Raw genomic sequence first — 26,810 nt, forward strand, 5'->3', positions numbered from 1 at the left:
AATGAAATGGAATCAACCTGCTAAACTCGGTTTACTGGCTATGGCTCTCGGCTGTACTGCCATTGGCTCAACACTTGCGACCTCAACCACAATGGCTGCACCTGTCCCCGCTTCCAAAGCGGTGTATCATCAATTCCAAACCTATCGAACAGAAGCAGTGAAGTCCACACAAAGTCTGGTTAAAGCCCGTAAATATCTCATGAATCATATCGATAAAGTTAGTCCCTGGCAGGCAACATTGATGACCCTGCAATTGGAGAACATGCAGAACGTGAAGCTGGCTGATTTGGAATACCAAATGTATACGGAACAATTTCAACAAGCCCTATCTCAAGCCCATGAACAACTGGGTTACGAACAGAAGCTTACATATAGTCGTCTGCTCAAAGAAATTAAAGATCCGGCAGTGAAGAAGATTCTGCAGGAAGCATCTGATCTCGGGTTCAAACTGGAAACCAGTGAAGGCTTGTATTACCCCATCATCAATTATGAGATATACCAAAAGTTCAAACCTTTCGTTAAAGCTGATATTGCCGCGTACATTAATATTATGGCTACCGAGTCCAATCAAATGACAACTGCAGATGCTGGCATCATCATTCCCTGGAATGAACTAATTCAGCGCACATTGGAGAAAGAAGCCTTTTTGAACAACTTTCCGAATTCCAATCGTACAACAGTAGTGAAGCAGTGGTTATTTGTTGAATATCTGTTCTACGGAAGTGACAACACGCCTGCTTATGATTGGTACACGGATGAAGAAATTCGCACCATAGACCCTGAGGTGAAAAAGGCTTACGAGAAAGCTTTGGCTAAGCGGGAGCCCCATACGGAGAGTATTCTTCTGGATGCCATGGAAAAGATTTCACTAGTTCTCAATCAGAACAATGATGAGCTCACACCAGAAGTGAGAGCAATTATTGAATCGGTTGAACAACACTTTGCACTTGAATAATAAGGTGGAGCAAAACACCAATTGAATGCAAAAAAAGCGGCAATCCTCGGAACAGAGGTTGTCGCTTTTCCGTTTATCTATCGAGTCCTTCCGTTCTGTCAAAGAGTCGTCGTGTGTACCGCTGTAAGTTTATTTGGATTCACGATGAGGTAAACACCCACAATCCGCTCCCCGGAAGAGTCCAATTCCAAACAAAATACCTCGGACAACTGCCCTTCTTTCATCAACGCAAGTTGAAGCTCGCCATTAATCCACATCGGTACCCATTCTCTCTCACGCAATCGCGTAAGGACACGCCGGGAGGTCAGGAGGGCAAGCACGCCTTTATGAACGCTCATCGTTCTCATAACGGTATGCACAACACCACCGCCATCTGCTGTAAATACAGGCTGATCCGCCAGTAACTCGAGCATTGCAGAGACATCATAACGAAGGAAAGCCGTCGTAAAACGGCTCAGTAATTCGCCTTTGGCTAACATATCCGCATCACTCTGCTCGATCGGCGAAAGTTTTTCAGGCAAATTCCTTCTGGCACGGCTAAAGATTTGACGGCAGTTACTCTCCGTTTTGTCCAGCCAATCCGCTATTTCGGAATAATCATATCGGAACGCTTCACGAAGTACAAAAACAGCCCGTTCCATAGGCGAAAGACGCTCCAACATGACCAGATAGGCATAGGATATCATCTCTTTCTTCTGCATCGTTTCCTCTGGCATATTTTCCACTTCACTGTCACCAAGCGGCTCTGGCAGCCACTCGCCGGTATAACTTTCCCGCTGGTTGCGGGCGGAATTCAAGAGATTCAAACTTCGGTTCACCACGAGTCTGGCGATGTAGGACTTGGGATTACGAATATCCTGAGCAGACGTGCTCTGAATCCCCGCAAAACAATCCTGCACAATATCTTCAGCTTCTACCACACTGCCCAGCATGCGGTAAGCTATTGAAAATGCATAATTTTTATAACGAATATACAACTCACCAACGTCCAGAGAAGACACTTCTGGCTCATTGGTGTAAGGATTGGAATTCATAAGAATGGCCTCCTCTGGCATGGTGCGAGTATTTTTAGTTAAAGCAGCCCGGATACATTCCGGTTGTAATGGCAATCCGGTTCCAGTTGTTAATCGTGTTAATGGCCAGGATCAGATCCACCAGTTCGGATTCACTGAAATGTTCGCGGACCTTATCGTACAACGCAAGAGGTACACCCTGTTCCGAGATTCGAGTCACGGCTTCAGCCAGCTCCAGCATAACACGTTCTTGATCCGTGAATAAAGGTACTTCACGCCACACACTTAACAAGAGAATATGATCCGCGTAATCTCCCAATTTCATCAGATCTTTGGCATGCATATCGAGACAAAAGGCGCAGCCATTGATCTGGGACACGCGGATTTTCAACAGTTCGTATAACACTTTGTCTTCAAATTGCCCGGATATATATTGCTCCATTGCCATCATCGCTTTAAAAGCGCCTGGACTCACTGTTCTGTAGTTCGTTCTTAAATTCATTTCATTCGCCTCCGTCATTTGGTTTACATACTGTAGACAAACGACTGCCGGGATCTGTGACATACTTTACGAAAATCTTTTTATTCCCACAAGAATGGTTGCTCAACTAACAGATATTACAATGAGATTCTAACAAAACATCTCCATACAGCCATCCATCAGTTAAAGAAATAACATGCCTAGAAGTTGTTTTCCCCCTCTATATATAACATATGATGTAAAGTAAACTCGAAAATTTCCGTGTTCATGTACGGTTTTTGCTGTACCGTTTGTGATTTAAACCAAAAATAGGTTGGATATATTGATACTTTGACTATAAGAGTAGTAACATACGGCTAATAAAGTTAACTTTTCTAACATAATAAAGAGAAATGTTTATTCATATTGTTAAGGAGTGTTTTTACTATGATAACTTCCAACGCAAACCCTAATACGTCCGAATTGCCTAGAGGTTGTACATTCACCGCTGAAGACTGGCATGTATTATCACAATATTGGTATCCGGTAGCACAAGCTACCGAAGTAACAGACAAACCACTTGCTGCTCAATTACTCGATGTGAAGCTGGTTCTCTATCGTAGTAATGATCAGGTTGTCGTAGCCAAGGATCTTTGTTTTCACCGCGGGGCCCCACTTAGCAAAGGCTGGGTAGAAAATGGTGAGATTGTCTGCCCTTATCACGGCTTCCGTTATAATTGTGAGGGTAAATGTACCGCAGTACCTGCACACCCAAGCTCCAAGATCTCGCCTAAGCTCAAACTTATCGTGTATCCCGCAGTTGAACGTTACGGTTTAATCTGGACCACTTTGGCGGGAACGGAAGAACAGATCCCCTCCTTCCCTGGATGGGATGATCCGGAATATATCAATATTTTGCCACCCAACTTTGATATTGCCGGTTCCTCTGGACGACAAATGGAGGGATTCCTCGATGTATCCCATTTTGCCTATGTGCATACGGAAACGTTTGGTGACAAAAACAACACAGAAGTCCCTCAATACAAAGTGAAACGTGAAGGTAATGAGTTACTGGCCGAGTATTGGAGTACGGTGAGCAACTATGGCAAAGGGCAAGATCTTGTTGCTCCAGAAGGTTTCCAATGGTTGCGTGAGTTTCGGGTTTTCCCGCCTTTTGCGGCTTCGCTGACGGTACATTTCCCAGGTGAAGACAAGCTGAATATTCTGAATTGTGCTTCGCCGATCTCTGCTCGGTATACCCGTCTATTCTGTCCAATCACACGCAATTTTGACAAAGACGCTCCTATTGAAGACACAATCAAGTTTAATTTGCAGGTATTCGAAGAAGATCGCGAGATGGTCGAGTCACAGAAACCGGAGGATCTGCCCCTGGATCTGCATGCCGAGGCCCACATTCCCGCTGACCGTACTTCAATTGCTTATCGGCAATTATTAACGGAAATTGGTTTGGGACGAAATTACACATCGTAAGTAGATCATATATAAGTTCAACTAATGAATATATTTACACTGGCACTCCGATGGAAGAGTAACTTTCCGTTATCATGTAGATGTTTAGTTGAACATATATAGGTGTTCTTCAACCTCAGGCAATTTATCGATGATGGATGTCAGCGCCTAAAAAGTTTTGAATTCCCATGCTGCGGATTCTGGCGAATGAGTTGAGAATTTTCTAAAGAACTCAGGACATCTTATTTGGCCTCTAGCTCCTCATCTAAAATTGTAAAGAACATCAGACACCTTATTTCCCAAATCCCCCGATATAAACGCATGAAACGGCAGTTTATTCTGATATAAGGTGTCTCAGATTCTTTAGATTCCTGGGCACGCTTCAAATCCTTGATTTAAGACGCGTGCGATTCGTTAGCGCTTCATTGCATCGGCTTTCGGCAAGTATGAAGACACCCTTAATCAAGAAAAAGAAGCGTCCGCCAAGGAACGCTTCTTTTTCTCTACCTAATACAACTGAAGTACCTATGTGTACTAATAAACCTTGCCTAATAAACCGTCATCTTTCCTCTTGAATATTCGTATTCACAGGAAGCTCTCTATAATACGGGCAACCCGGTTCGTGGATAATACGTGGATCGACCCAAGTACCCCAGTACGGAAGACGGTTTACGTAAGGTTGCATATTGGGCAGAGTATTTGGTGCCATGTTTGGTTGTGCATTTGGTTGCATATTCGGCTGTGTGTTTGGTTGCATGCTGGGTTGTGTGTTTGGTTGCATGTTTGGCTGTACACTTGGTTGTACATTCGGCATTACGTAAGGATGATGATTCACATTTGGAGCACTGTTAGAGATAGGAGCAGTCGAAGTCTGGCAATCGGCCGGCGGGCCAATAATCACTGTTTTTTGGATGGGAGCCAGCGCTTCTTGAACTTTTTTCTCTTCCAGACAGTACGTATAAGCCAAAAGTTTTGCAGGTGTAAGACGCAGGATGTCTGAGCCAAATATCGCCTCAGGCACAGGAGCATCAAAGATCGCCAGTAAATGCGTATGATCTGCAGTAGCCACTTCATAGTGCCACCAGCCTTGAGGTACATTAGCTACCTGCCCTGGTGTAATCGGGAAATGAAGCAACTCGTTCGTGAACGGATTAATGAGTGACACGACTGCTGAACCGCTGATGCAGTATACCAATTCGGTCGCATTCTGATGAATATGTGGTTCAACCACATTGCCTGTGTTAAGGAAAATATCCAGTAAGGAAGTATTGCCCAGTGTGTTTAACTGGTTGATGGAGAGAGAGTTAATATAGTTGTCCTCATCCTTCTTGAATAACGGATTGTTGCTTAAATCGTAAGTAAATTGGGTGGTTGGTAAAGTATAATCCATGGTTGAGGTTGCCAAAATAAAACGCCTGCCCTTCGCTCTCGGTTTAGGTCATAACCTATATGCCAGCTTATGCCCAGCGCCCAGATCCGTGAGCCCATTTCCGCCAAATTTTCATCGTGTAACCAATGAGCCCTGACTCGGACATCCCAAGCAGGGCCCATTGCCCATTGGCTACATATTCTTTTTCATTTCCCAGACTTCTTCCCAAGAGGTACCAAATGGAATATTCATTAAGTCTACATACTCCAGCCAGTGCATTCGTTTGACAACATCCGGAGTTCCTTCAATTAGTGCATTCGTCACCAGTAAAGCGCGTAGATTCTTCAGTTTTTCCAATTCAGGAGGGAGTTCACGTATACCAGAATATACAATTTCGAGATACTTCAGCTCACCTAATTCACCAATTTCAGGTGGAATACAATTTAATCCCAATTCAGTTTGTGGTTTGGGCCTCCAACCAGGTTTAGATTCAAAAGGGCTCCCACAATAAATTCTTAACTCTTGAAGATGCTTCAGTTTCTTGATCTCAGCCGGAATACGCTCCAAATCCAGCGTTGTAATGACCAATCTTTCCAATGAGGTCAGTTCGAACAGACTTGCAGGGAGCGAGTACAGATTCTGCTCAAAAATCGTCAATTCCTTCAAGTGCTTCAACTCCCGAATTCGTTCGGGAAGTTCACTCAAACCATGTAAGCTGATATCCAGCTTATCAGTCTGATGCCTGATAGCATCGTCTAGAAGGTGATCGATTTTTTTATGACGGTCCAACTCAAAGAACAAACCCGGAATCCTCTCCATAAGTTCACTCGCTTCTTTGTATGTAATCCTCATGCCGTACATATGCTCGTGGGACACTGAGAAGAAATAATCATTCCCGTCTTCCGTCATAAAACAAAGATCGTCCGGCAATAAAGGATAGCACCAATCATGAAAACGATTGGCTTCTTCTTTGAGTACTTGACCCGATTCCGGCGTACAGCGATATGTATAATAGGTGCCTTCTGAATAATAGGCGCCGCTTTTTAACATCATCTCTTCCATCGTAGCACGTTCAACTAAATAGGGCTTCAATCTCTCTAACACGCGAACTACTTCGGGTATTTCGCTCTCTTCGTACCTTTGTCTGTCAACCAGCATAAAACGGTCTGTCTTCTCGATCAATTCATCAATCAACAGTTCATAGGCAGTTCCTTTTGGATCGGTGTGAAAAGCTACGGCCACCTTAAGTTCCCCCTCATGACTCTATATTTATTATTCTTCAATCTGCTGTATCATCTGAAACCACTGGGGCATAGGCTGATATCATCAATCCAGTTATTGGAGGCTTGTTACATGGCATACGGCCCTGGTTCAGTGTCATCCCCGCAACCTGCGGGTTATCCTTACCCTTATTATCCACCGCCACCACCGTATCCTTACCCTTATCCCTATCCATACCCGCCTATCGTTCCTGTTCCACTACCATATCCGATTGGTGGTCCTTGGTGGCACGGTGGATATCCCGGAGGTGGTTACCCCGGTGGACACCTTGGTCATTTCCCAGGAGGTGGCTATCCCGGCGGACATCACGGAGGTGGACCCGGCGGTCCGGGTGGTCCAGGTGGACACGGAGGACCTCCAGGCGGATTTCACGGACATCGTTTCTTTCAGCGGTAATCGAGACTTATGCAAAGTTCAGGTTAAGTTCAGATATAGGAGCTGCTTCGGCAGCTTCTTTATGTTTAAGGAATTGTCTAATCGTTCAGGATTTAATATGTGATCTCATCCATCCCCTTCAAATTATGGTTCGACATACTAAGAAGATCCGTGAAGGTAGGCGTTAGATAATAGACAAAGTCCGGATCATGCACATACATAATCACCTGCCCATACGTCCCTTCCTCCGTTGGATCGAAATCGAGCATCAGATACAGTGAACCTCCCGCAATCGTTGCAAAAGGAATCCATGGTTTATGGAACAGATATGGCTTGATCTCTGGGTCCAACTGCTTAATTTCCTCTGCAGAATAATACTCCTCCAACTTCTCATCCACTTCACAGAAGTATTGTTTGGTCTCTCGAATCTCTTCCAATGACATCAGATAAAATGGCGTACAACGCCCAGCCTCAGCATCACCCGGGTACAGCACATGCAACCCATAGCCACTACCATCTTTGCCTTGGTAAAAGGTACGAAAATCGCCAGGCAGCCTAATTCCATACTCCTTTTCGAATACATCGAGACTTTCTTCGGATGCCCCTTCCCGATGCTGATATTCTTCGTACAATTGGCGAATCTCTTGATCCTGTATTTTTTCATCCAGCAAGCGATTCAACTCGTCCATAAGTACGTTTAATGTTACATTCGACTCCGGATTCACTAGATCTCCCCTTTCTTAGCTCCGCCATTCTCTTCTTGAACATATTGGTGATATTCCCAAAACGCTTCTTTCTCTCCGCCACCTTCAATCAGAATCATAACTGCGTAAGATAACATATTAAGCCATAGTTCCATCAATGCCACCTGTCCGTCCGAAATGAGGTCGTTTCTGCGAAGCATGCCCCCAGGTTCAACAGCCCAAGCACGTGCCATGTGATTAATTCCCCATAGACATGCCACGACTTCCCGGTCCAGTGAAGGCTGTGCAAGTTCAGGCGCCAGAACACGCAGTATTGCCATTAACTCATGAAAGTTCTGCTCAATTAATTGTCCACGAAAGGGCCGCAGACTGCCAATAAAACCGTTCTCCATCTTGGGATGACTCAGATCATCATAGGAAAAAGCATGACATTTTAATAACATTACTGCCTCTTCACGTTCCATTCCTTCACCCCTAACCAGGTCAAAATGCTACCTCACCAGCGCAGAGGTTCTTCTCCACGCCACAATACATACCGCTCCAACTCACGAAGAGTGCCTGTACCGATCCCGTACTCGTCCATTTCATTGGAACGAAGATCGAGCACATGCAGCATGCCACCATACGTGCCAACTGCAAGTTTGGACTGCCCTGGCGATACGGCGAGAGAATAGATGGTACTTCCCACAAAATGACGCCATACTTCCTTACCCTTACCATTCACACAGTACAGGTAACCATAGGCATCTCCAAGCACCATGCCTTCCACTATATCAACCGCTGCATACACTCGTGCATTCTCGTCCATCACTGGCCAATCTTCCTTCGTTTCGTTACCTGCGATGGACTCCAACGGCACCTGCATCGTGATCCCGTTATAGAAATGACATGCGTTAAACCAGACATTTTGGTTATCACTGGTGAATGCCGCATAATGAGGATAGCTCGACACTGGATAGAGGGAGTATGTCTTGTGCAACTGGCGGTCCATCACCATATGATTACTCCCTTGGCTGCCATAGGCAACCCATCGGCCATCCAGAGATACCGCTGCATGTCCCATATCTATCTGTGTATCCTCTAACTCATACTCTTCGATCTCTGCCGGATCGGGATGAAGCAAGTTCACCTGAGCTTGTGTGACAAGATATATCCCGTATCGTGAATGTATAAGTAGTGCTTTTCCTTCATCCACAGGTATAAGTCCCTCTAGTGTCCGTTCGGGATGCTCACAGTCTGCAAGTGATTCAATACGAGGTAAGGAAGACTGTATCCGGGCTTGAATATCCTCCCAACGATATGTCGCTATCTCCTGTCCTTCCAACCTGCGATCAGGCTGACGGATCACACGAATACCTTCCGGTCCTGCAAGTGCATAGTCAAGCCCATCCGATGAGCAACCTGCAAAAGTATACGAAGATATCAACTGCCATCCGTGCTGATCCATCGTATAGATCTGAGCATTCTCTGTGAAGATCCCGGTATTACATACAACCGTTTCCTCGTTCAGATAACCTGCAACTTTGACCGCCTGCATGGAAGCCTGAAACGTCTCGTTTAGTGGCCACGTCGCTGCTGGCAGCTCACGTCGGAGTACCTCCACGTCACCGTGAAGATTGGCCTGTTTCACCATATGAAATACTTCAGTACCCATTCCGCTTCTGGAGTCTCCCCCCAACTCGGATTCATCTGGTTGCTCTCCCTCCATGCTTCTCCGGACAAATTCATTGACATCCTTTGCATAACGCTTGCCTTCATTACGCCACTGTTCCGCGATGTCTTCTTTTAACCAGCTCATCTGTACCCCTCCACTCTAAACCTATTCATATGACGTGCAATGATGTGCTTGCAAAAACAGACTGATATCGTTATCTGCCGCCTCCTCAGTACCGGTTTTTTCTTCGTAGAACAGGGCAATTTCTCTCCCATTCGCATAGTTAAAACGTACATATCCTCCCATCGACATCATAAACAGCTTGCACGTATACTCATTTTCCAGGACAGCGTCCCACTTAAATTCCGTTTTGCACATATCCGCCAGTGCCTTCATTGAACTTCCCTGCTCGAGACCTGTATAGTGATAAAACGTATGCTTCCGCAACTCATTCCACGGTTCATAGTATGATGGGGCTATAGGTTTATCCTGACGGTAATATCCACAATAGATTTGATCCAGCGTTTCGCCAAATTCAGTCTCCGAGCATGTCCATAAGGTGATATTTTCATCATGACGTGGTAGCCACAACAACCCATCAACCTCCGGATGAACAGCAAGGAAATCTCCATCTACAGAACTGCCAATAGTAATGCACTGTTCAAGTTGATGCTGACTTATAGGCGATTCATCCGTATGTACCCAGAAATCATATTCAACAAAAGGCTTTAACACTTCCGGGTCTGGTCTTTGCACATTCATCCATCCTGTGTATGTGCCTTCGCCGTAATGTTCAATCCAGGCACGATATGCTGAAGGTAGCGAAATGGCATATTGTTGTTCCAATTGACGCAGTTCCTCTGTTGAAACCGGCTTAAGTGCACGGGATACGATATACATTGGTGACATCTCCCATTTCTCAGTTTGGTTCATTCTTAATCAGATCTAAGCCAGTTCTTCCTGTACAATGTCAGTCCATACCCCTTTACGATTCAGAATACGAATGGCGAAGGCATCATATCCATCACGCTTGACCTGATCAAAATGCATGTGCTCTCCCGTAATCAGTTCATATGCACCATTTTCATCTACATCTTCGCCGAACTCTTCATCCCAAGGCACATTGTAATAGGCCGTTAATTCCACCTCAAAGATGTCCTCTCCTTCAACATCCAGATAAGGGCGAAGAGGTCTTTCACGTAGTGTTTCTTCTAGATAGGTCTCACATAACATGGCATCATATCCGTGCTTGGCGGCATCAATGAGCAGATAACGTTCACCTGTGACGGTATGCTCCGCATATACAAGAAGCGGTGTCGAATCATGCCAGGTAATCAGATCATCTTCCATTAAGTCACCATAATAAAAAATATGGAATTTGTCATGACCATCACTCGTTTGAAGTTTGCCTTTCCACTCCACTTCCTCGGAATTTATGTCCTCGTCTTTTCTTGTCAAACCTTCCAGATAAGCAGGTCCGTGTTGCACACCATACTCATTCATCATCTCGCCTCCGATTTGTTCATTCGAATGGTTACCACTTTGTGTTCCTCATCCACTGTCAGTTTCACATCGATGTTTAACTTGTCGCGAAATAACGCCGTAATATTGATATAAGGATCGCGAGCAGCTTCGCTGCCACTCCCACTGGTACGACTCATTCCCTGATGAATAATAGATTCTACGAGCTGTTTATCTCCCTTGCCAGTGTTATCGTAGGAATAAATCACCTGCCCATCCTGATCATACAGATTCAAAACCGTTGAGAAGTCATTGGCGTTCTCATACTGTTTCTCGGTCTGCACGTAGTTGTGGTCCGTATGTTGATAGTTTACAGTACCATCCAGATATGGATTGTCCCCACCGGGTTTCACTTCATACTCCCGATAGGCCAGATTAAACAGATATTGGAGATGACTCATGTCGATCCGGTAATAAAACTGACGGTGATCCTCCTGTTTATCCATCGCTGCAAAACTGTTAACAAGCGGCCAAGCCCCATAAGACTCCCCATTCACATCAACGGCGAGAGCATAGTCAGATAAGACTGTCTGTTTTTGAAATATGCCATAAGTCTGTAAAATAAAATAAGCCGGAATCATCAACATACCCAGAATGATTGCAAAAATAGTTAATTTAAATCGTAGTTTCATGTTTTACTCTCCCTTGCAGCTTTAACGCTTCATCTTCGCTTTCACTCTCATCCAGTCTTGTGCTGAAGCTTCGACAGTGTACGTACAACCATATCCCTGTTCTTCGCATCCTTAATATAAGCCGGGATACTATGTGAAGCTGTTTTTAAAGGCATATTTCCAGGTTTTTCACGCAGATCTGCCGAAACATAAGCGATGAGATAATTTAAGTGCTCCCGGTTCACTGCCCATATTATTTTTCCTCTGAACTCATCCAGGAAGTATAGCTCCAACCCGAATACAGGATCTTTCCCTGCTCGAATCTCGGAAAAACACCTTCCGTATATCGGCTTGGCATGTAATTCAACCTGATTAACAGAACCACAATGCGGACATTCCACATGCGATGATCGGTGAGACGTCTTCTTCTCGTCTGTGACCTCCACGTTAAACCAACGTTCACATACAGCACAATTCCCTTTGGCGTTATATTGATATACTGGTTCTTCAAGAGCTTGAGCGTAACAATCGAAACACTTCCATCCCAGTTGATCTTTCCGCTTTTCAATAGATGCGTGTCCACCGCATTTTGGACATTTCACATCAACCTGACCACCCCGACGAAGTACCGAATAGAAACTGTACTTATACGCACCTTCATCTTCGAAACGTTTCATTCCATATCCACCTACCTTCTGTAATTACGACATACACAGCCTGAAAATACGTAACATTTACCAATCCATCTCTCTAAAATTATATGAAACTCCGTTCCTCAGTACAAGAATTGAAGGCAGATTGTTGAAACCTGCTCGATTAAGACATACCCAAGTGTGTGCCGCATCACACCAGCTACTGCTTTAATAACGTAATCTATAACTAAATAAATACGGATTTGAAAGAATACCTGGTTTTTAGATTGTGAAAAACATCACTTGAGTAAAGGTCGTGCAACCATGTTTTCCTTACTGAATGTATATAAATACTCTCTCGTCATCGCCATATTCACAGCAACGCTCTCTCACTGTAGTTCAACGGCCCCGGCCAAACCTGTTCATCACAATGAAGTTTCTCCTTCTGCTGTCAGCCAAGCCCCGGTGGACCCGATCATTCGGAGAGAAGGTACTACGGTATATATTGAAATGACGGCGCAGGTTACAGATGTCGAAATCTCCGAAGGTGTGATCTACAACGCTTGGACATTTAATGGTACCGTTCCTGGACCTGTTCTACGAGTGACTGAGGGAGATACACTGGTATTCACGTTAAAAAATAAAGATTCCAGCTTGCCTCACTCCATGGATTTTCACGCTGTACATGCCGCACCCAGCAGCAAGTTTATTGATGTTATGCCAGGTGAGGAAGGCACGTTCACCTATCCAACCTCCTCGCCTGGTGTATTCATGTATCACTGTGGAACCAGACCGGTGCTTGCCCATATCGCGAACGGGATGTACGGCATGATTATTGTGGAGCCCAAGGCTGGATACCCTTCCGATCACTTGGTTGATCGGGAGTACACCCTGGTTCAGAGTGAATGGTATAAAGAGCATGATTACGAAGCATTTTTAAACGGAGAACCGGATTATGTCGTATTTAACGGCAATGATTATGGATTGACCAAACATCCCCTCCTAGCCAAAGTAGGAGATACGGTGCGAATCTATGTCAGCAATGCCGGACCCAATGAAGTCTCATCCTTCCACATTGTGGGTACAATTATGGACCGTGTGTACACCGACGGGAATCCACGCAACATCCAGTATGGCATACAGACGGTTATGCTTCCCGCAAGTGGCGGAGCTGTCGTAGAGTTCACCGTAACCGAAGAAGGCGATTATGCAATTGTAACCCATCAGTTCAATCATGTAGCCAAAGGAGCTTCCGCTGTTCTCCGTGTGACCCAGGATGGTACGGATCACGGTGGAACCGCAATGTCTCACTAAGACATGACAATAGATAATGGTTTTACCCATTCTGAACAATTTCGAGGTGATGAAATAATGATCTGTGCGCATGATGCGAAGGATGCCTGTTTCTCCAAAGTATCTCTGTTCCAGCATCTTGATCCTTCCGAGGCTGCATTGCTGACCTCCCTTTTGCATACTCGCAAATATAACAAAGGTGAAGTTGTCGTACAGGAGGGCGAACGCTCAGATACGCTTCACGTGGTTCACCAGGGATGTGTGAAGTTATCCAAATACAATGAAAATGGCAAGGAACATATTATCCGGTTTCTGTTTCCCGGCGATTTCTTCGGACAAGATTCCCTGTTACATCAACAACCACATGCCGCGAACGCCGAAGTTCTGGAGCCTTCGGCCATCTGCTCCATCAGCAAGCATGACTTTGACCAGTTACTTGAACATGATCCGAAGCTTGCTTACCATTTCCTGCTTGCCATTTCCAATCTTCTCCGTGAAACCGATGAATGGAACAGCTCGCTCAGTGCGATGACAACGGAACAGAAGATTGCCAAGCTGCTTTTGTTCTTCCACAACCGGAATCATGCAAAGCATGAGATCCGCTTGCCTGTTTCCAAAAAAGATATGGCTCTGCTGCTCGGGATTACACCCGAAACACTTAGTCGCAAACTTGCCATAATGCAGACTCAAGGATTGCTTCAGGTTACAGGGAACTGCATCCTTATTCTTCAATTGGAGCAGCTCAGGGAGAAGGTTTCATACTGAGCTAGAGATCGTTTACATTAACACTACGATGACAGAATAACCCTCCCACCGATGTTATTTGATGAATGATTAGTTCAACTCATATAGCTTTGGGACAAGTATTATATTTTCCATTGGATGTGAGTATCGTCACAGTGCACCCTTGCTTTACCGTTTACAGTTAAGAAAAGATCTTCAGGAGGTTTATGCGATGAATACAGTGGTTAAATTGGACAAACAGATCATTATGCACAAAATGCAGGAGCTCTGCTCACTGTTGCTGCAGGATGAAGGCTACAAAGAGATGCGGGACATGATTGATCAGTTTGCTGCGGATGAGCAAGCTACGTCTCAGTATGAGAAATTTATGGAGAAACATCAAGCACTGGAGGAAAAAGAACGGCAGAACATCGAATTGCTTGCTTCTGAAATCCAGGTTTATGAAGAGGAAGAACGTGCACTCTATGATCATCCCCTCATTCGTCGGTTTATCTATGCTCAACGGGAGTTCAGTCAGCTGCATCAACAGATCAGTCACTATTTTACGAAATCCGTGGAATTGAACCGCCTGCCCGAGGCCAATGAACTAGGTAAGGAAGCTTGTGGGTGCGGAGGAAGCTGTTCCGGCAACCATTAAAATCATTCTTTCTATAAAATAATCAAAAAAGAGTACCCGATCAGAGATCACTCTGTTCGGATACTCTTTTTGTATAAATTCAACTAGTATTTACACGAAATACGGAGAGGACAGCAATAAGCTAAAGATGCGAAGCGTGCGCCTTAAAGCTTTCTGGAAGAAAGCTGCATCGGAAGCTTATTCTGACCTCTACAGATCCAACAACAGCGAGACAAGCAATCCCATGGATGCAATCAAACCCACAACTGGCCCACCCTCTTCAAAAGCTTCAGGCATCATCGTCGAGCAGATCATCGCAATGATTCCGCCACCTGCAAATGCGCCAATTGCTGCCCCCATCTCCTCTGGAAGCTGCTCCAGAAACAGATATCCACCCAGCGCTGCAAGTGCAGAGATCAACAGTACACTCAGCCACATCAATATGATTTTGCCACGGCTGTACTTGCCCTGTAGCCCAACCGTACTGGACAGACCTTCAGGAATATTGCTGACAAAGATCGATACCACCAGCACCACACTGACACCGTTGCCAGCCAGTAAGCTGGCTCCAAGCATGATGGATTCCGGTATCGCATCCATTACCGTGCCTGCAAAGATCCCGAGGCCGCTTTGATTCGCATCTTCTGACCTTCCTGAGCGTTTGCGCCCTGCCCCTCCCTTTGCGGAAACAAGAAGGTCAAACAGGGTATATACGACGGCACCTGCCGTAAAACCAATGGCTGTAGGTATAATCCCTCCATCATTCAGCGCATCTCCGAGAAGTTCAAAGGTTGCTGCACCGATTAATGTACCTGTCCCAAAAGCCATGATCCAGCCAATGACTCGTTTAGGTATCTTCATAAACAATGCTGCGAGTGCGCCTATAACAACCGCTGAGGCAGAGATGCCGCCCCACATGAGTGCAGTCCACATCCGGGTCGACCCCTCTCAAGTTCAATTATGTTCTATCATTCCATTAACCTTGGCTGACCAATCAAAAACAATCCTGTGTCGTTGTGATCTATATCACCTGTCATGTTCAAAAATCACGCTATGATGAAATGATGCTGATTACAACAGAATAGACCAGAGCAAGAACTGCACGGCTCCAATAATTTCGATGATACCGACCTTCATGGGGCGCAGTGTCCTGCCTGCATAGATGAAGGTTCGCCCAGCGGAGTAAACATATGCCAAAGACATCCATGGATATCCGAACACAATGGGTATGATGATGATAAGGATATGTACCAAACGCGTTAGCATCTGCCAACGCTTATTTGTTCGCTCTCGAAAGACCGATTTCACAAAGAACGTACTTCCTGTAAAATGTAAGAAAGAAAACAAAACTACGATTGCCATTCCATGGTCCCACTGCCCACCTCCAATGAGATAAGCGGCTGCACCGCCTAGAGAGAAGACCAGCATGGCACAAAGGTCATTGGTAAGCGAGCGTTCTACTTTATGTCTAACATGCCAGATGTTCACGAGCAACAGGCCGCACAACACAGGGCCGAAGAATAACAATGAGGTCTGACCGAGAACGGGTGGGATCAGACAGATTAGAGCCACTGAACCGTAGATTGCAGCCCATTTGTAAAGACGATGCCGATTGGCATTTTTTTTCAAAGACTGTAGTAAGGGGTACGCCGTTAAATATAATCCAAGCCAGGCTACAAATAAAGGCACATGCAGCCAATGCGGTCCACTTGCAATCATACCTACCAGAAAAGGTACACTAACCATGGCCCAGCCGCCATGTTCATGAGGGATAACGATTGAATGCGTATTGGTTTTCACTTCACAGTTAACCTCCTAGGATTGAATGATGACGAAGTTCAGAAATATGAACACAGAGAGGAAAGATTCTCATGAGCAGGGTAAACAAAGATTCAGCAGCGGAGTTTCTACAACAGTTCCCCATCTTTCAGGACCTTAGTCCAGAAGAATTAAAGCAGGTCGAAGATATCGCCATTTCCAGAAGCATTCATAAGAAAACGGTTATTTTTAGCGAAGGTAGCGAAAAAGAAGCTGTTTTTTTCATTCGTACTGGCATTGTAAAAGCATACAAGACAGATGAGAACGGGCATGAACAGATTGTCTCTTTCCTCAAAACAGGGGATATGTTCCCACACACCGGCTTTTTCAACGCACATCCCTACCCGGCTACCGCTGAAGCGATTACCCCTACCGAACTACTGGCCATACCCGTCAGACTGTTCGAACGATTAATGCTGAGCACACCATCGATTGCGATCAAAATCATGCGTGTACTCGGAGACAAAATACGAGAATTACAGGATAAATTGCAGGTACTTTCTGGTCAGGATGTGCGCAACCGCGTACTTTCCTTCCTCTTGATGCTCGCAGAGCAACATGGACAGACACATGGGGACCAAATTATCATCAACCTGCCAATGACACATCAGGAGTTCGCCAATTCCATTGGAACTACCAGGGAAACAGCGAACCGCCTTCTAAACCAGCTTACGAAAGAGCATTTGCTCGAAGTCGATCGCAGCCGGATTATCATTCTTGATTTACAAGCCTTAAAGGAACAACGGGATGCGTGATCATCCTTATTAACTGGTGCTCACCTCATATCCTTACACCATCCCTTATGTGCAAAAAGAGACCTTAACGCCTGCAATCAATGTTAAGGTCTCTTGCTGTATGCACAATAATCGATTCATGTATCAGGCTATTGTGAGCTCTGGCCTGCCCATGTCACTGAACATGCCCGCATAATATTTGACTTCGCCGGCTTCGTTACGGATTGCCGTTATACTCAGCCATTCCTGATATTCCTCTCCATTTTTCTTCCGATTCCAGATCTCGCCCTGCCAATATCCCTTTTCACGTAATTCCAACCACAATTGGTCATAGAAACGTTTATCCTGTTTACCGGATTTCAGCAGACTTGGCTTCTGTCCAACCGCCTCTTCAGCGCTATAACCAGTGACTGCAGTAAAGGCCGGATTCACGGAAGTAATCACACTGTTCGTATCCGTAATCAGAATGGCTTCAATCGTATTCTCCAGAATGCTGGCTGATAACTGAAGCTTCTCTTGGTAGAACATCCAGATCACAAGGACCAGACTGACCAGCGCAATCTGAGACAAAGCCATGAATCCAATGGCATAATGCCCCGTCATGCTGTACAGCATAGTCAACATCAACGGAGGGAAGAATCCGCCCAGACCACCCATAGCCGAGATCATGCCATTCGCTACACCTGGTTGTTTAACGAAATACATCGGTACTAATTTGAAAATGGTCCCGTTACCCGTCCCTGCGCATAATGCAACAGTCAGGCATCCAATGGTATAGATATAGAATGAGGGCGCGAAGGATAATACAATTGCTGCGATCGTTAATCCGCCGAAGACAAACATTAATATTTTGAACGGATTAAATCGATCTCCAAGCCAGCCTCCAACAGGTCGCATGATCGTAGCAACGAGAATGAATCCCGCCGTACGAATACCTGCATCGACTTTGTCCATCTGGAAGTGACTGACCAGGAAATTTGGCAAATAAACAGTAAACGCCACAAATGAGCCAAAGGTCAGAAAATAAAACAAGCAGAGCAACCATAGTTTATTGTTGCGTGATATGGCCTTCAGTTGCTGCATGAGCGGAACATTAACACGAGTTTCCTTTTTGTCCCCCAGAGCAAAATTCAGCGCTGCCATTCCCAATAGCAAAATACTGTAGAGCAGCACCGTCGTAGACCATCCCATTTGATTGGCGATCAGCGGGGCTCCGAATGCAGACAGTGCTGTCCCCAGGTTACCAATCCCGTAGATCCCGTTAACAAATCCATGTCGCTCTTTCGGATAATATTTGGGCAGTGAAGTCACACCGACGGAGAAGACAGCTCCCCCAATGCCGAGGAACAGTCCACCAACAACCAGATCACTGAATGACGTCGCACGGCTAATCCACCACACAGGAGCCAGCAGCAATACAAAACTGATCATGAAAATATTACGTGCCCCATATCGATTCGTCCAATAACCAATTGGGATACGGGCAATCGATCCGATCAACACGGGAATTGCTGTTGCCCATGCTAGCTGGGAAGACGTAAGGGCAATATCCTCTTTAATAAATGGCATCAGAGATGACAGGATAACCCATACCATGAAACCGAGAACCAGACTGGCGGTTTGCAAGGGCAATTGAACCTTTCCTTTATGTTGCATTTACATCGCCCTTTCCTTTTTTTGTTCCTGATTCGGATACACGGCTCCATCTCTTCTGCGATACAATACATAACTGCGTTTCAGATAACCGAGTGGCATACTTAACATGTGAACCAGACGAGTAAATGGAAACACGCAGTACAGTACAAAGGTAAGCAGAATGTGTACTTTGAAGTTCATAGGTACTGTCTGCATCAGAACCGGATCAGGCTGGAATACGATCAGACCGCGCAGCCACGGATTGATTGTTGTTCGATAGTCGAAACCCGTGTGATTCACCGCATTGGCTGAGGTCGCCAGTATTCCGGTGACAATGACAATGATCAACATGGCAAGTGCCAGCCAATCCCCGATGCTGCTCGTTGCCCGTACTCTGCGAGCAACATAACGGCGAACCAGCAAAATGACTGCACCTGCAAATGCAATGATCCCCGCAGGCAGTCCTCCTGCAATAGCCATCAAATGATATCCTTCATCACTCAGGCCGATCCAGCGATAGAACTCCACCGGGACTAGCAAACCGGCAATATGTCCACAGATTACGGCGAATATTCCGATATGAAAGAGTAAGCTGCCCCATTTTAACATGCGTTTCTCCAGCATCTCACTGGATTTGGACGTCCAACTGAAGGGATTCGTCACATATCTCCAGATCGTCGCCGTAACACAGAAAACAATGACCATATATGGGAGCGCGCCCCATAACAGCAGTTCCAGTGTACTCACCGATTCCCCCTCCTCATCTGAGCCGCAATCTGCATAAGATCTTCAGGTTGTTGGTTCACTGCTTCTTCTTGTTCTGGTACATCAGGCGCTGGAGGTTCAGGAATGACCTGTAACATCAGGCTGAGCAATGGTCCGTATGGGCTGTTCTGTCCCGTGATGCTTCGGGTCATCGTGACCAGAGCCTTATGGCAACTGGAGAGCACACCCAAGGCGTCTTCCTCGGGAGCCTCAGCCACAAATTCAAGCACCATAGGCAGATAATCTGGCAATTCACTTACTTCCATATAAAATCCCGCAGCTTCGTATCTGCGCTTCAATTCGATCAAAGCCGGGCCCCGATCGCGTTCATCGCCATGGAGAGCATACGTGAGATAGAGGTTGGACTTTTTATCAAAATCAAATATACGAACATAAGAATCCTGCCACTTAATCGAGCTGACAGCCTGTGCTTCATCGACAAATGTCAACAGGATCTGGTTCACCGTCTCATCCGAAATGGACGCTGCCGCTTCCTTAACACCTTGCAGTCCTTCTCTCCATTCTGTATCAGGATATTGCAACAGATAGGAGATCAGTTTACAGACCATTCTTCTCGTATCCGTATCGTAAACCAGAGGCTGACCTGTTCCTTCATTGGTATTAATCGTCATCGTTGTCATTGTCCCCTCTCCCATCAGAATACCCCGCAAGAACCTGGACCACCTGCAAAATCAAGTCCGCAGCTACCCTGTTCGCTGAAGAGATCTTCCACTTCCTCGCGATGAGCTGGCGGGATGACAAAACGGTCGTTGTATTTCGCAATGGCGAGCAGGCGGTACATGTCCTCCACTTCCTGAGCATCCATGCCTACTCTTTCCAGCAATGCCGATTCACTGGTCTTACCCGTCTGCTGATTACGCATGTGAATGCGCATAACTGCCATCTTCCGCAGTACTTCACGGATTCGATCCGTATCTCCTGCCGTGAGCAGATTGGCCAAATATTCCACGGGAATACGCATGTTATCAATCGCCGGGAAGATGTCGTTGGCCTCCAGCGAACTCCCCTGTCCCTCTACCCGATTGGTAATCGGACTAAGCGGCGGAATATACCATACCATTGGCATAGTGCGATATTCCGGGTGAAGCGGGAGCGCAATTTTCCAATCGATAACCATTTTATAAATAGGGGACTGCTGCGCTGCAATAATCCAATCCTCTGGTATGCCAGCCTCGCGCGCTTCGCGAACCACCTCAGGGTCATTCGGGTCAAGGAAAATATCCATCTGGGATTCATAGAGATCCTGGTCATTTTCAACCGAAGCTGCGGCTTCAACGCGGTCTGCATCATACAGCATCAGGCCGATATAACGGATACGTCCCACACAGGTTTCGGAACAGATCGTCGGCAGGCCCGCTTCAATCCGTGGGAAACATAGGGTACATTTCTCGGCTTTGTTCGTCTGCCAGTTGAAATAGACTTTTTTGTAAGGGCAGCTCGATACACAGAATCTCCATGCGCGGCATGCATTTTGGTCAACCAGTACGATCCCGTCTTCTTCCCGTTTGTACATCGCTCCGGAAGGACAGGACGACACACAGGCCGGGTTGAGGCAATGTTCACAGATCCGTGGCAAGTACATCATAAATACCTGTTCAAAATCCATCTTGATCGAATCTTCGACACCCTTCATGTTGGGATCTTCCATCCCGGTTACATGCGCACCAGCCAGATCATCCTCCCAGTTAGGTCCCCATTCCAGATTCATATATTCACCCGTGATCTGGGATTTCGGTCTGGCTACAGGCTGATGTTTTTTCTCCGGACTGTTCGTCAATTTCTCATACTCGTATGTCCATGGCTCGTAATAATCATCTATGGTAGGCTGATCCGGATTATGGAAAATGTTAAGCAAGCGTCTTGCCCGTGTGCCGGACTTCAATTCCAGTTTGCCATTCTTCATCTCCCAGCCACCGCGATAACGCTCCTGATCCTCCCATTGTTTCGGATAACCGACCCCTGGCTTGGTCTCCACGTTGTTCCAGTACATATATTCTGCACCTGGACGATTGGTCCAGGTGTTTTTACACGTTACACTACAGGTATGACACCCTATGCATTTGTCCAGATTCATGACCATACTGACTTGTGCTTTAATCTTCAAGCCAATCCACCTCCTGCAGTTTTCTGATGATGACGTTGAGGTCACGCTGGTTGCCTGTCGGGCCATAGTAGTTGAAGCCATAACTTAACTGGGCATAACCTCCGATCATATGTGTAGGCTTCACATGAATACGTGTCGGACTGTTATGCGTACCACCGCGTGTCTGTGATATTTTGGTACCCGGAACATTAATGTGACGGTCCTGCGCGTGATACATGAATGCCATGCCGCGAGGAATGCGGTGTGTCACTACAGCTCTGGCAACGACTACCCCGTTCCGGTTGAAACATTCGATCCAGTCGTTGTCGACCAATCCCGCTTCTTCTGCATCTTCGTGGTTCATCCAGATTGTCGGGCCACCTCGGAACAAAGTCAGCATCGGCAGCGCATCATAGTACATACTGTGGATCGACCACTTGTTATGTGGTGTCAGGTAATTCAGAACAATCTCCTTGCCACCTTCAATCGGACGTTTGCTGTTTGGATGGAAGGGTGTATGTTTCAGCACAGGTTTAAATGTCGCTAATGTCTCTCCGAACTCGCGAAGCATCGCATGATCAATGTAGAACTGCTGTCTGCCCGTCAATGTACGCCAGGGAATCAGGCGCTCCACATTGGTGGTGAAAGGTGAATAACGTCGTCCGCCTTTTTCCGATCCGCTGAATGCAGGCGAGGTTATGACCGTTTTCGGTTTGGAAGTGATCTCATCAAATGTAAAACATTCCTCAGACCGTTCCTCAGCCAAATCTTTCAGATGCAGTGCCGTTTTCTGTTCCAGCGCTTCCCACGCACGCACAGCCATTTTGCCGTTTGTTGTACTAGACAAGGTCAGGATGGCCTCCGCAACATTACGGTCTGTGCTCAGATCCGGACATCCTTTTCCAATACCCTCCTTCCGGTTCACACCGAGAATGCTCTTGAGCTTCTCGTACTCTTCACTCGCAGGCCAGGATATGCCTTTGGTACCGATCGGTTTGTCCTTCACAACAGGTCCCAGACTGATCATTTTGTTGTATACGGCAGCATAGTCACGTTCCACGACCTGAATATGCGGCATCGTTTTCCCCGGGATCGCTTCACATTCTCCCGCGCTCCAGTCCTTGATCTCTCCGTACGGTTGAGCAAGTTCATCCGGTGAATCATGCAAGAGCGGTGTAGCAATGATCTCCTTCTGTGGCCCATCGAATTGCTGTGCAGCCATCTCGGAGAATACACGTGCGATTTCCTTGAAGGTATCCCAGTCGGAACGGGATTCCCATTGCGCGGCTACTGCCGGGTTGAATGGATGAACGAACGGGTGCATATCCGTACTGCTTAGATCGCTTTTCTCATACCAGGTCGCTGCTGGCAGTACAATATCGGAGTACATGGCTGTACCTGCCATCCGGAAATCCATGTTGATCATCAAGTCCAGCTTGCCTTCCGGTGCTTCATCCACCCACTCTACATGCTCTGGGCGCAGTCCATGATCATCATCGTTCAGCAATCCATTCGTTGCACCGAGCAGATGTTTCAGGAAATACTCATGTCCTTTACCGGAACTTGAGATCAGATTCGCTCTCCAGACAAATAGCACACGCGGGAAGTTCGCCGGATCATCCGGTTGCTCGATCGAAAACTTCAGATTTCTGTTCTGCAATTCAGAGGCCACATACGCGCCGATCTCATCCTTCGTCGTTGCTCCGGCCTGTAGCGCATCCTGATGCAGATTAATCGAGTTACGATTGAATTGTGGATAGGATGGAAGCCAGCCCATACGCGCAGCCATCACATTATAATCAGCTACATGCTGGAACCGCGGTTTCCCCTCAAGTGCTGAGGTCAACTCTCCTACTTGGGTCTCCTCGTATCTCCATTGATCTGTTGCAAAGTAGAAGAAGGATGTTCCGTTCTGCAGACGTGCAGGTCCGGTCCAGTCACGAGCAAAGGCAATCGTCTGCCAGCCTTCAGCCGGACGCAGTTTTTCTTGACCGACATAATGGGCCCAACCTCCACCGTTCACACCCTGACAGCCAGTCATCAGAATTAGATTGATAATGGCGCGGTAAATGACATCGGAGTTATACCAGTGGTTAATACCGGCCCCCATGATGATCATGGAACGACCTTTGGTATCGATCGCATTCTGCGCGAACTCGCGTGCAATCTGTACGACGGTCTCTTGGTCCACACCAGTGATTTTCTCTTGCCACTCTGGAGTGAATGGTTTTACCTGTGATGCATGCAAGATGTCGTCTCCATGGTTAACACGGACACTCAACTGCTCCGCACCCGTGACGACTTCTGCTGAATCCGCAGAACGCGTCATCTCACGTTCAATTCCGTATTTGGCAAGTACCAGATCATATACCGCTGTTACTGTAATCCATCTGTCCCCTAACCATATCTGACGTACTGGAATCTGCCGCTGCATGACATGTTTCCCCTCATCATCAAAGTACGGCAGTTGAATTGTGACCAGATCATGATGGACGCCGAGCATGGATAATCTCGGATCAATCGGCTCACCGTACTCCACTTGTTCCATTTTGAGATTCCATGTGCCCTCTTCACCCCAACGGAAGCCCAAACTTCCTTTTGGCATTGCATAGGTTCCGCTGTTTTCATCGTAAACAAGTGTTTTCCAAGCCATGTTGTTGCCCGTCATACCCAGGTCTTCCCCAACGAGAAATCTGCCTGCTGTGTATACGCCGTCCTTTTCTTCCACAATCAGCAGATTTGGAAAGTCCGTATACTGTTTGACATATTGCATGAAGTAGTCCGTCGGCTTTTCAATATAAAATTCTTTCAGAATGACATGGCCCATAGCCATTGCCAGAGCGCCGTCCGTTCCTTGTTTTACCGACATCCACGTATCTGCAAACTTCACATATTCCGCATAATCCGGGCTGATCGATACCACTTTCGTTCCCCGATAACGTGCTTCAGCCAGAAAATGGGCATCCGGTGTGCGCGTCATTGGCAGATTGGAACCCCATACCAGAATGTATCCGGAGTTATACCAGTCGCTGCTCTCCGGCACATCGGTCTGATCGCCCCAGATCTGAGGTGAAGCCGGCGGCAGATCCGCATACCAGTCATAGAAGCTGAGCAATGGTGATCCCATCAGGGACAGGAAGCGTGACCCTGCTGCATAACTGACCATCGACATGGCCGGAATTGGAGAGAAACCAATAATCCGGTCAGGCCCGTATTCTTTGATCGTATGAATCAGTGAAGCTGCGATAATCTGTGTCACTTCACCCCATGACGCGCGAATTAATCCACCTTTCCCCCGGACCGATTTGTATCTTTTTACTTTGACCGGATCATCCGCAATGCTAGACCATGCTTGAACGGGGTCACCATGCGTCTGAAGTGCATCACGCCACATGTCCAGCAGCGCACCACGTACATAAGGATGTTTGACACGCAGCGGGCTGTACAGATACCACGAGAAGCTCGCTCCACGTGGGCAACCTCGTGGTTCAAATTCCGGCATATCCGGTCCGGTTGAAGGATAGTCGGTAGCCTGCGTTTCCCAGGTTACAATGCCGTCTTTCACATAGATCTGCCAGCTGCATGATCCGGTACAATTGACTCCGTGTGTGGAACGCACGACTTTGTCGTGCTGCCAGCGGCGGCGGTAGACATCTTCCCAATCCCGGTTAACCGGGGACATTTCACTCCAGCCCTCCGCGCTTTTTTCACGTTTGGCAAAATATTTGAGTTTGCCCATCCAGGGCATGTTTTTGTTACTCATTGTTGTCCTCCCACATATATGACCTGTTGATGCAAGTCCTGACTCCTGAACTGCTGTTGCTAACCCCCGATTTGCGACATATGTCGCAGCGTTGGCGTGCCTTCGATCTGTTGCCCGTTTAAGGCTTTTAACATGTCATGTGTTTCGGGTTTGGCTCCGAGCGCCTTGTAAAATAGAGCCTGCACCGCTTCGTCATCACCTACGAGCGGACGAACATTGAACTCATCTGACCAGTAGAGACAAGGTTTGATATTTCCGTCTGCCGTCAGCCTCAGTCGATTGCAATTTCCGCAGAAATGGCTGCTCACCGGGTGAATCAGACCGAAGGTTCCAGCTGCTCCTACAATGCGATAACTATCTGCCGGGCCATTCCCATAAATCTCTTCTCCACAGCTTTCGTAATCCCATCGTGCTCCACATGTTTCCAGCACGTGTTCGAGGGGCATATAGCCTGATCTCCAACCTTCTCCACTTTCACCAATGGGCATGTACTCAATAAAACGAATATGAACAGCTTCATCCCGGGTCATCCTCAGAAAGTCTTCCACTTCATCTTCGTTCACGCCTTTCATCAGCACCACGTTAAGCTTGATCGGCTGAAATCCGGCCTTTTGGCTGGCCTTAATGCCTTCCAGCACACGCTGCACCTTGCCACCTCGGGTAATGCTTGCGAATCGTTCTGGCTTCAAAGAATCCAGGCTTATGTTCACCCGAGTTAGCCCAGCAGCCTTCAGTCGATCCGCATAAGCTGCCAAATAGATGCCATTGGTTGTTAATGCGATATCCTCAATTCCCGGAATAGCGGATAACATCGCAATCAGTTGATCCAGCCCCTTGCGAACAAGAGGCTCCCCTCCGGTCAAACGCAATTTTCGAATGCCCAGTGGAGCAAGCGCCTTAACGATGGACGTGATTTCTTCATAGGACAGGATGCGTTCTGTCGGTTCAAATTGCATTCCTTCCTCCGGCATGCAATACACACAGCGGAGATTACAGCGATCCGTAACCGAAATTCTCAAATAATTATGCACTCTTCCAAACGGGTCCATTAATTTTGATTCCATACACGTACCTCCCTTCTCTAGGGTGCTGTCTTAACATCAGCCGAAGGAGGAACCTGCTCTTCCTCTCATCAAGTGTCATCTTGACGCTAAATATAAGGATGTCTCGCTCGACGAACTGTGCAAAATATCACAAGAAGTGAAACATAGCGCACAGTCGCACATTTAATTATGCTCCGCAACCCTTTTCCGAACAGGATTCTAATCTAAATAAGGCAAAATTATGGCAATA

General features: G+C 46.6%; 26 protein-coding genes. 7 read left to right on the top strand and 19 right to left on the bottom strand.

Annotation, left to right across the window (positions count from 1 at the left end):
• Window position 1 precedes the first annotated feature (1 nt).
• Entirely contained in the window at window positions 2–955 is a 954-nt protein-coding gene (locus tag ACTHPG_RS12640; protein WP_440389699.1) for a hypothetical protein, read from the top strand.
• A 98-nt stretch (window positions 956–1,053) separates the two neighbouring features.
• Here ACTHPG_RS12640 and ACTHPG_RS12645 read toward each other — a convergent pair whose 3' ends face one another.
• Window positions 1,054–1,989 (bottom strand): sigma-70 family RNA polymerase sigma factor, encoded by a 936-nt coding sequence (locus tag ACTHPG_RS12645; RefSeq protein WP_440389701.1) that lies wholly within the window; start codon window positions 1,987–1,989, stop codon window positions 1,054–1,056.
• A 34-nt stretch (window positions 1,990–2,023) separates the two neighbouring features.
• Window positions 2,024–2,470: a carboxymuconolactone decarboxylase family protein gene (locus ACTHPG_RS12650; protein ID WP_440389702.1), complete on the bottom strand. Its 447-nt coding sequence runs from the start codon at window positions 2,468–2,470 to the stop codon at window positions 2,024–2,026.
• Between the two features lie 405 nt (window positions 2,471–2,875).
• Here ACTHPG_RS12650 and ACTHPG_RS12655 point away from each other — a divergent pair, with 405 nt between their 5' ends.
• Window positions 2,876–3,919 carry a Rieske 2Fe-2S domain-containing protein gene (locus ACTHPG_RS12655; RefSeq protein ID WP_440389703.1) on the top strand — a complete coding sequence of 348 codons (1,044 nt, stop codon included), beginning with the start codon at window positions 2,876–2,878 and terminating at the stop codon, window positions 3,917–3,919.
• Between the two features lie 538 nt (window positions 3,920–4,457).
• Here the strand turns inward: ACTHPG_RS12655 and ACTHPG_RS12660 are convergent.
• The gene (locus tag ACTHPG_RS12660) at window positions 4,458–5,303 is read right to left on the bottom strand and encodes a cupin domain-containing protein (protein WP_440389705.1); all 846 of its coding nucleotides are present in this window, start codon (window positions 5,301–5,303) and stop codon (window positions 4,458–4,460) included.
• Between the two features lie 156 nt (window positions 5,304–5,459).
• A complete protein-coding gene (locus ACTHPG_RS12665; RefSeq protein ID WP_440389707.1) occupies window positions 5,460–6,509 on the bottom strand; it encodes a leucine-rich repeat domain-containing protein in 1,050 nt (349 codons plus the stop codon).
• Window positions 6,510–6,620: 111 nt separating this feature from the next.
• Between ACTHPG_RS12665 and ACTHPG_RS12670 the strand changes: the two genes are divergently transcribed.
• Window positions 6,621–6,944, top strand: a complete 324-nt coding sequence (locus ACTHPG_RS12670; RefSeq protein WP_440389708.1) for a hypothetical protein — start codon at window positions 6,621–6,623, stop codon at window positions 6,942–6,944.
• 92 nt (window positions 6,945–7,036) lie between these two features.
• Here ACTHPG_RS12670 and ACTHPG_RS12675 read toward each other — a convergent pair whose 3' ends face one another.
• Genes ACTHPG_RS12675 through ACTHPG_RS12705 form a run of 7 tightly spaced genes read right to left on the bottom strand, consistent with a single transcriptional unit; the run spans window position 7,037 to window position 12,090 of the window.
• Window positions 7,037–7,648 carry an SMI1/KNR4 family protein gene (locus ACTHPG_RS12675; protein ID WP_440389709.1) on the bottom strand — a complete coding sequence of 204 codons (612 nt, stop codon included), beginning with the start codon at window positions 7,646–7,648 and terminating at the stop codon, window positions 7,037–7,039.
• Window positions 7,648–8,091 (bottom strand): hypothetical protein, encoded by a 444-nt coding sequence (locus tag ACTHPG_RS12680; protein WP_440389710.1) that lies wholly within the window; start codon window positions 8,089–8,091, stop codon window positions 7,648–7,650. Before ACTHPG_RS12680 ends, ACTHPG_RS12675 begins: the two co-directional genes overlap by 1 nt.
• Window positions 8,092–8,123: 32 nt before the next feature.
• Window positions 8,124–9,425, bottom strand: coding sequence for a hypothetical protein (locus tag ACTHPG_RS12685; protein ID WP_440389711.1), 1,302 nt, complete (start codon window positions 9,423–9,425; stop codon window positions 8,124–8,126).
• A 21-nt stretch (window positions 9,426–9,446) separates the two neighbouring features.
• Window positions 9,447–10,181, bottom strand: a complete 735-nt coding sequence (locus ACTHPG_RS12690) for an SMI1/KNR4 family protein (RefSeq protein WP_440389713.1) — start codon at window positions 10,179–10,181, stop codon at window positions 9,447–9,449.
• 45 nt (window positions 10,182–10,226) lie between these two features.
• Window positions 10,227–10,787, bottom strand: a complete 561-nt coding sequence (locus ACTHPG_RS12695; RefSeq protein ID WP_440389714.1) for a hypothetical protein — start codon at window positions 10,785–10,787, stop codon at window positions 10,227–10,229.
• A complete protein-coding gene (locus tag ACTHPG_RS12700; RefSeq protein ID WP_440389715.1) occupies window positions 10,784–11,434 on the bottom strand; it encodes a hypothetical protein in 651 nt (216 codons plus the stop codon). The genes ACTHPG_RS12695 and ACTHPG_RS12700 overlap by 4 nt, the downstream gene beginning before the upstream one ends.
• Window positions 11,435–11,481: 47 nt before the next feature.
• Window positions 11,482–12,090, bottom strand: coding sequence for a hypothetical protein (locus tag ACTHPG_RS12705; RefSeq protein ID WP_440389716.1), 609 nt, complete (start codon window positions 12,088–12,090; stop codon window positions 11,482–11,484).
• Window positions 12,091–12,369: 279 nt separating this feature from the next.
• On the opposite strand from ACTHPG_RS12705, the gene ACTHPG_RS12710 reads away from it, so the two are divergent.
• From ACTHPG_RS12710 to ACTHPG_RS12720, 3 genes are all read left to right on the top strand, one after another.
• Window positions 12,370–13,359, top strand: coding sequence for a multicopper oxidase domain-containing protein (locus ACTHPG_RS12710; protein WP_440389717.1), 990 nt, complete (start codon window positions 12,370–12,372; stop codon window positions 13,357–13,359).
• A 57-nt stretch (window positions 13,360–13,416) separates the two neighbouring features.
• A complete protein-coding gene (locus tag ACTHPG_RS12715; protein ID WP_440389718.1) occupies window positions 13,417–14,103 on the top strand; it encodes a Crp/Fnr family transcriptional regulator in 687 nt (228 codons plus the stop codon).
• Window positions 14,104–14,293: 190 nt separating this feature from the next.
• A complete protein-coding gene (locus ACTHPG_RS12720; protein WP_440389719.1) occupies window positions 14,294–14,719 on the top strand; it encodes a YlbF family regulator in 426 nt (141 codons plus the stop codon).
• Window positions 14,720–14,908: 189 nt separating this feature from the next.
• Here the strand turns inward: ACTHPG_RS12720 and ACTHPG_RS12725 are convergent, their stop codons facing one another.
• A complete protein-coding gene (locus ACTHPG_RS12725; RefSeq protein WP_440389721.1) occupies window positions 14,909–15,631 on the bottom strand; it encodes a ZIP family metal transporter in 723 nt (240 codons plus the stop codon).
• Between the two features lie 138 nt (window positions 15,632–15,769).
• The gene (locus ACTHPG_RS12730; RefSeq protein ID WP_440389722.1) at window positions 15,770–16,498 is read right to left on the bottom strand and encodes a YwiC-like family protein; all 729 of its coding nucleotides are present in this window, start codon (window positions 16,496–16,498) and stop codon (window positions 15,770–15,772) included.
• 71 nt (window positions 16,499–16,569) lie between these two features.
• Between ACTHPG_RS12730 and ACTHPG_RS12735 the strand changes: the two genes are divergently transcribed.
• Entirely contained in the window at window positions 16,570–17,271 is a 702-nt protein-coding gene (locus tag ACTHPG_RS12735; protein ID WP_440389723.1) for a Crp/Fnr family transcriptional regulator, read from the top strand.
• A gap of 123 nt (window positions 17,272–17,394) precedes the next feature.
• On the opposite strand, the gene ACTHPG_RS12740 is transcribed toward ACTHPG_RS12735, so the two are convergent.
• The 6 genes from ACTHPG_RS12740 to moaA are packed head-to-tail and all read right to left on the bottom strand — an operon-like array spanning window position 17,395 to window position 26,581.
• Complete coding sequence (locus ACTHPG_RS12740) at window positions 17,395–18,906, bottom strand: nitrate/nitrite transporter (RefSeq protein ID WP_440389724.1); 1,512 nt, start codon at window positions 18,904–18,906, stop codon at window positions 17,395–17,397.
• A complete protein-coding gene (gene narI, locus ACTHPG_RS12745; protein WP_440389725.1) occupies window positions 18,907–19,632 on the bottom strand; it encodes a respiratory nitrate reductase subunit gamma in 726 nt (241 codons plus the stop codon).
• The gene (narJ, locus tag ACTHPG_RS12750; protein WP_440389726.1) at window positions 19,629–20,291 is read right to left on the bottom strand and encodes a nitrate reductase molybdenum cofactor assembly chaperone; all 663 of its coding nucleotides are present in this window, start codon (window positions 20,289–20,291) and stop codon (window positions 19,629–19,631) included. Before narJ ends, narI begins: the two co-directional genes overlap by 4 nt.
• A gap of 14 nt (window positions 20,292–20,305) precedes the next feature.
• Window positions 20,306–21,775 (bottom strand): nitrate reductase subunit beta, encoded by a 1,470-nt coding sequence (gene narH / locus ACTHPG_RS12755; protein ID WP_440389727.1) that lies wholly within the window; start codon window positions 21,773–21,775, stop codon window positions 20,306–20,308.
• On the bottom strand, window positions 21,765–25,517 hold the full coding sequence (locus ACTHPG_RS12760) for a nitrate reductase subunit alpha (RefSeq protein ID WP_440389728.1): 3,753 nt from the start codon (window positions 25,515–25,517) through the stop codon (window positions 21,765–21,767). Before ACTHPG_RS12760 ends, narH begins: the two co-directional genes overlap by 11 nt.
• Before the next feature lie 59 nt (window positions 25,518–25,576).
• The gene (gene moaA, locus ACTHPG_RS12765) at window positions 25,577–26,581 is read right to left on the bottom strand and encodes a GTP 3',8-cyclase MoaA (RefSeq protein WP_440389729.1); all 1,005 of its coding nucleotides are present in this window, start codon (window positions 26,579–26,581) and stop codon (window positions 25,577–25,579) included.
• Window positions 26,582–26,810 lie beyond the last annotated feature (229 nt).

It is taken from the genome of Paenibacillus sp. SAF-068 (assembly GCF_051967555.1).
Lineage (GTDB): Bacteria > Bacillota > Bacilli > Paenibacillales > Paenibacillaceae > Paenibacillus.

Coding starts and splice junctions, on each gene's coding strand:
- narJ (WP_440389726.1), bottom strand. CDS start 20,291: ATGACAACGATGACGATTAATACCAATGAAGGAACAGGTCAGCCTCTG.
- ACTHPG_RS12645 (WP_440389701.1), bottom strand. CDS start 1,989: ATGAATTCCAATCCTTACACCAATGAGCCAGAAGTGTCTTCTCTGGAC.
- ACTHPG_RS12715 (WP_440389718.1), top strand. CDS start 13,417: ATGATCTGTGCGCATGATGCGAAGGATGCCTGTTTCTCCAAAGTATCT.
- ACTHPG_RS12680 (WP_440389710.1), bottom strand. CDS start 8,091: ATGGAACGTGAAGAGGCAGTAATGTTATTAAAATGTCATGCTTTTTCC.
- ACTHPG_RS12685 (WP_440389711.1), bottom strand. CDS start 9,425: ATGAGCTGGTTAAAAGAAGACATCGCGGAACAGTGGCGTAATGAAGGC.
- moaA (WP_440389729.1), bottom strand. CDS start 26,581: ATGGAATCAAAATTAATGGACCCGTTTGGAAGAGTGCATAATTATTTG.
- ACTHPG_RS12705 (WP_440389716.1), bottom strand. CDS start 12,090: ATGAAACGTTTCGAAGATGAAGGTGCGTATAAGTACAGTTTCTATTCG.
- ACTHPG_RS12690 (WP_440389713.1), bottom strand. CDS start 10,181: ATGTATATCGTATCCCGTGCACTTAAGCCGGTTTCAACAGAGGAACTG.
- ACTHPG_RS12740 (WP_440389724.1), bottom strand. CDS start 18,906: ATGCAACATAAAGGAAAGGTTCAATTGCCCTTGCAAACCGCCAGTCTG.
- ACTHPG_RS12695 (WP_440389714.1), bottom strand. CDS start 10,787: ATGATGAATGAGTATGGTGTGCAACACGGACCTGCTTATCTGGAAGGT.
- ACTHPG_RS12640 (WP_440389699.1), top strand. CDS start 2: ATGAAATGGAATCAACCTGCTAAACTCGGTTTACTGGCTATGGCTCTC.
- ACTHPG_RS12700 (WP_440389715.1), bottom strand. CDS start 11,434: ATGAAACTACGATTTAAATTAACTATTTTTGCAATCATTCTGGGTATG.
- ACTHPG_RS12720 (WP_440389719.1), top strand. CDS start 14,294: ATGAATACAGTGGTTAAATTGGACAAACAGATCATTATGCACAAAATG.
- ACTHPG_RS12760 (WP_440389728.1), bottom strand. CDS start 25,517: ATGAGTAACAAAAACATGCCCTGGATGGGCAAACTCAAATATTTTGCC.
- ACTHPG_RS12725 (WP_440389721.1), bottom strand. CDS start 15,631: ATGTGGACTGCACTCATGTGGGGCGGCATCTCTGCCTCAGCGGTTGTT.
- ACTHPG_RS12735 (WP_440389723.1), top strand. CDS start 16,570: ATGAGCAGGGTAAACAAAGATTCAGCAGCGGAGTTTCTACAACAGTTC.
- ACTHPG_RS12670 (WP_440389708.1), top strand. CDS start 6,621: ATGGCATACGGCCCTGGTTCAGTGTCATCCCCGCAACCTGCGGGTTAT.
- ACTHPG_RS12650 (WP_440389702.1), bottom strand. CDS start 2,470: ATGAATTTAAGAACGAACTACAGAACAGTGAGTCCAGGCGCTTTTAAA.
- ACTHPG_RS12710 (WP_440389717.1), top strand. CDS start 12,370: ATGTTTTCCTTACTGAATGTATATAAATACTCTCTCGTCATCGCCATA.
- ACTHPG_RS12655 (WP_440389703.1), top strand. CDS start 2,876: ATGATAACTTCCAACGCAAACCCTAATACGTCCGAATTGCCTAGAGGT.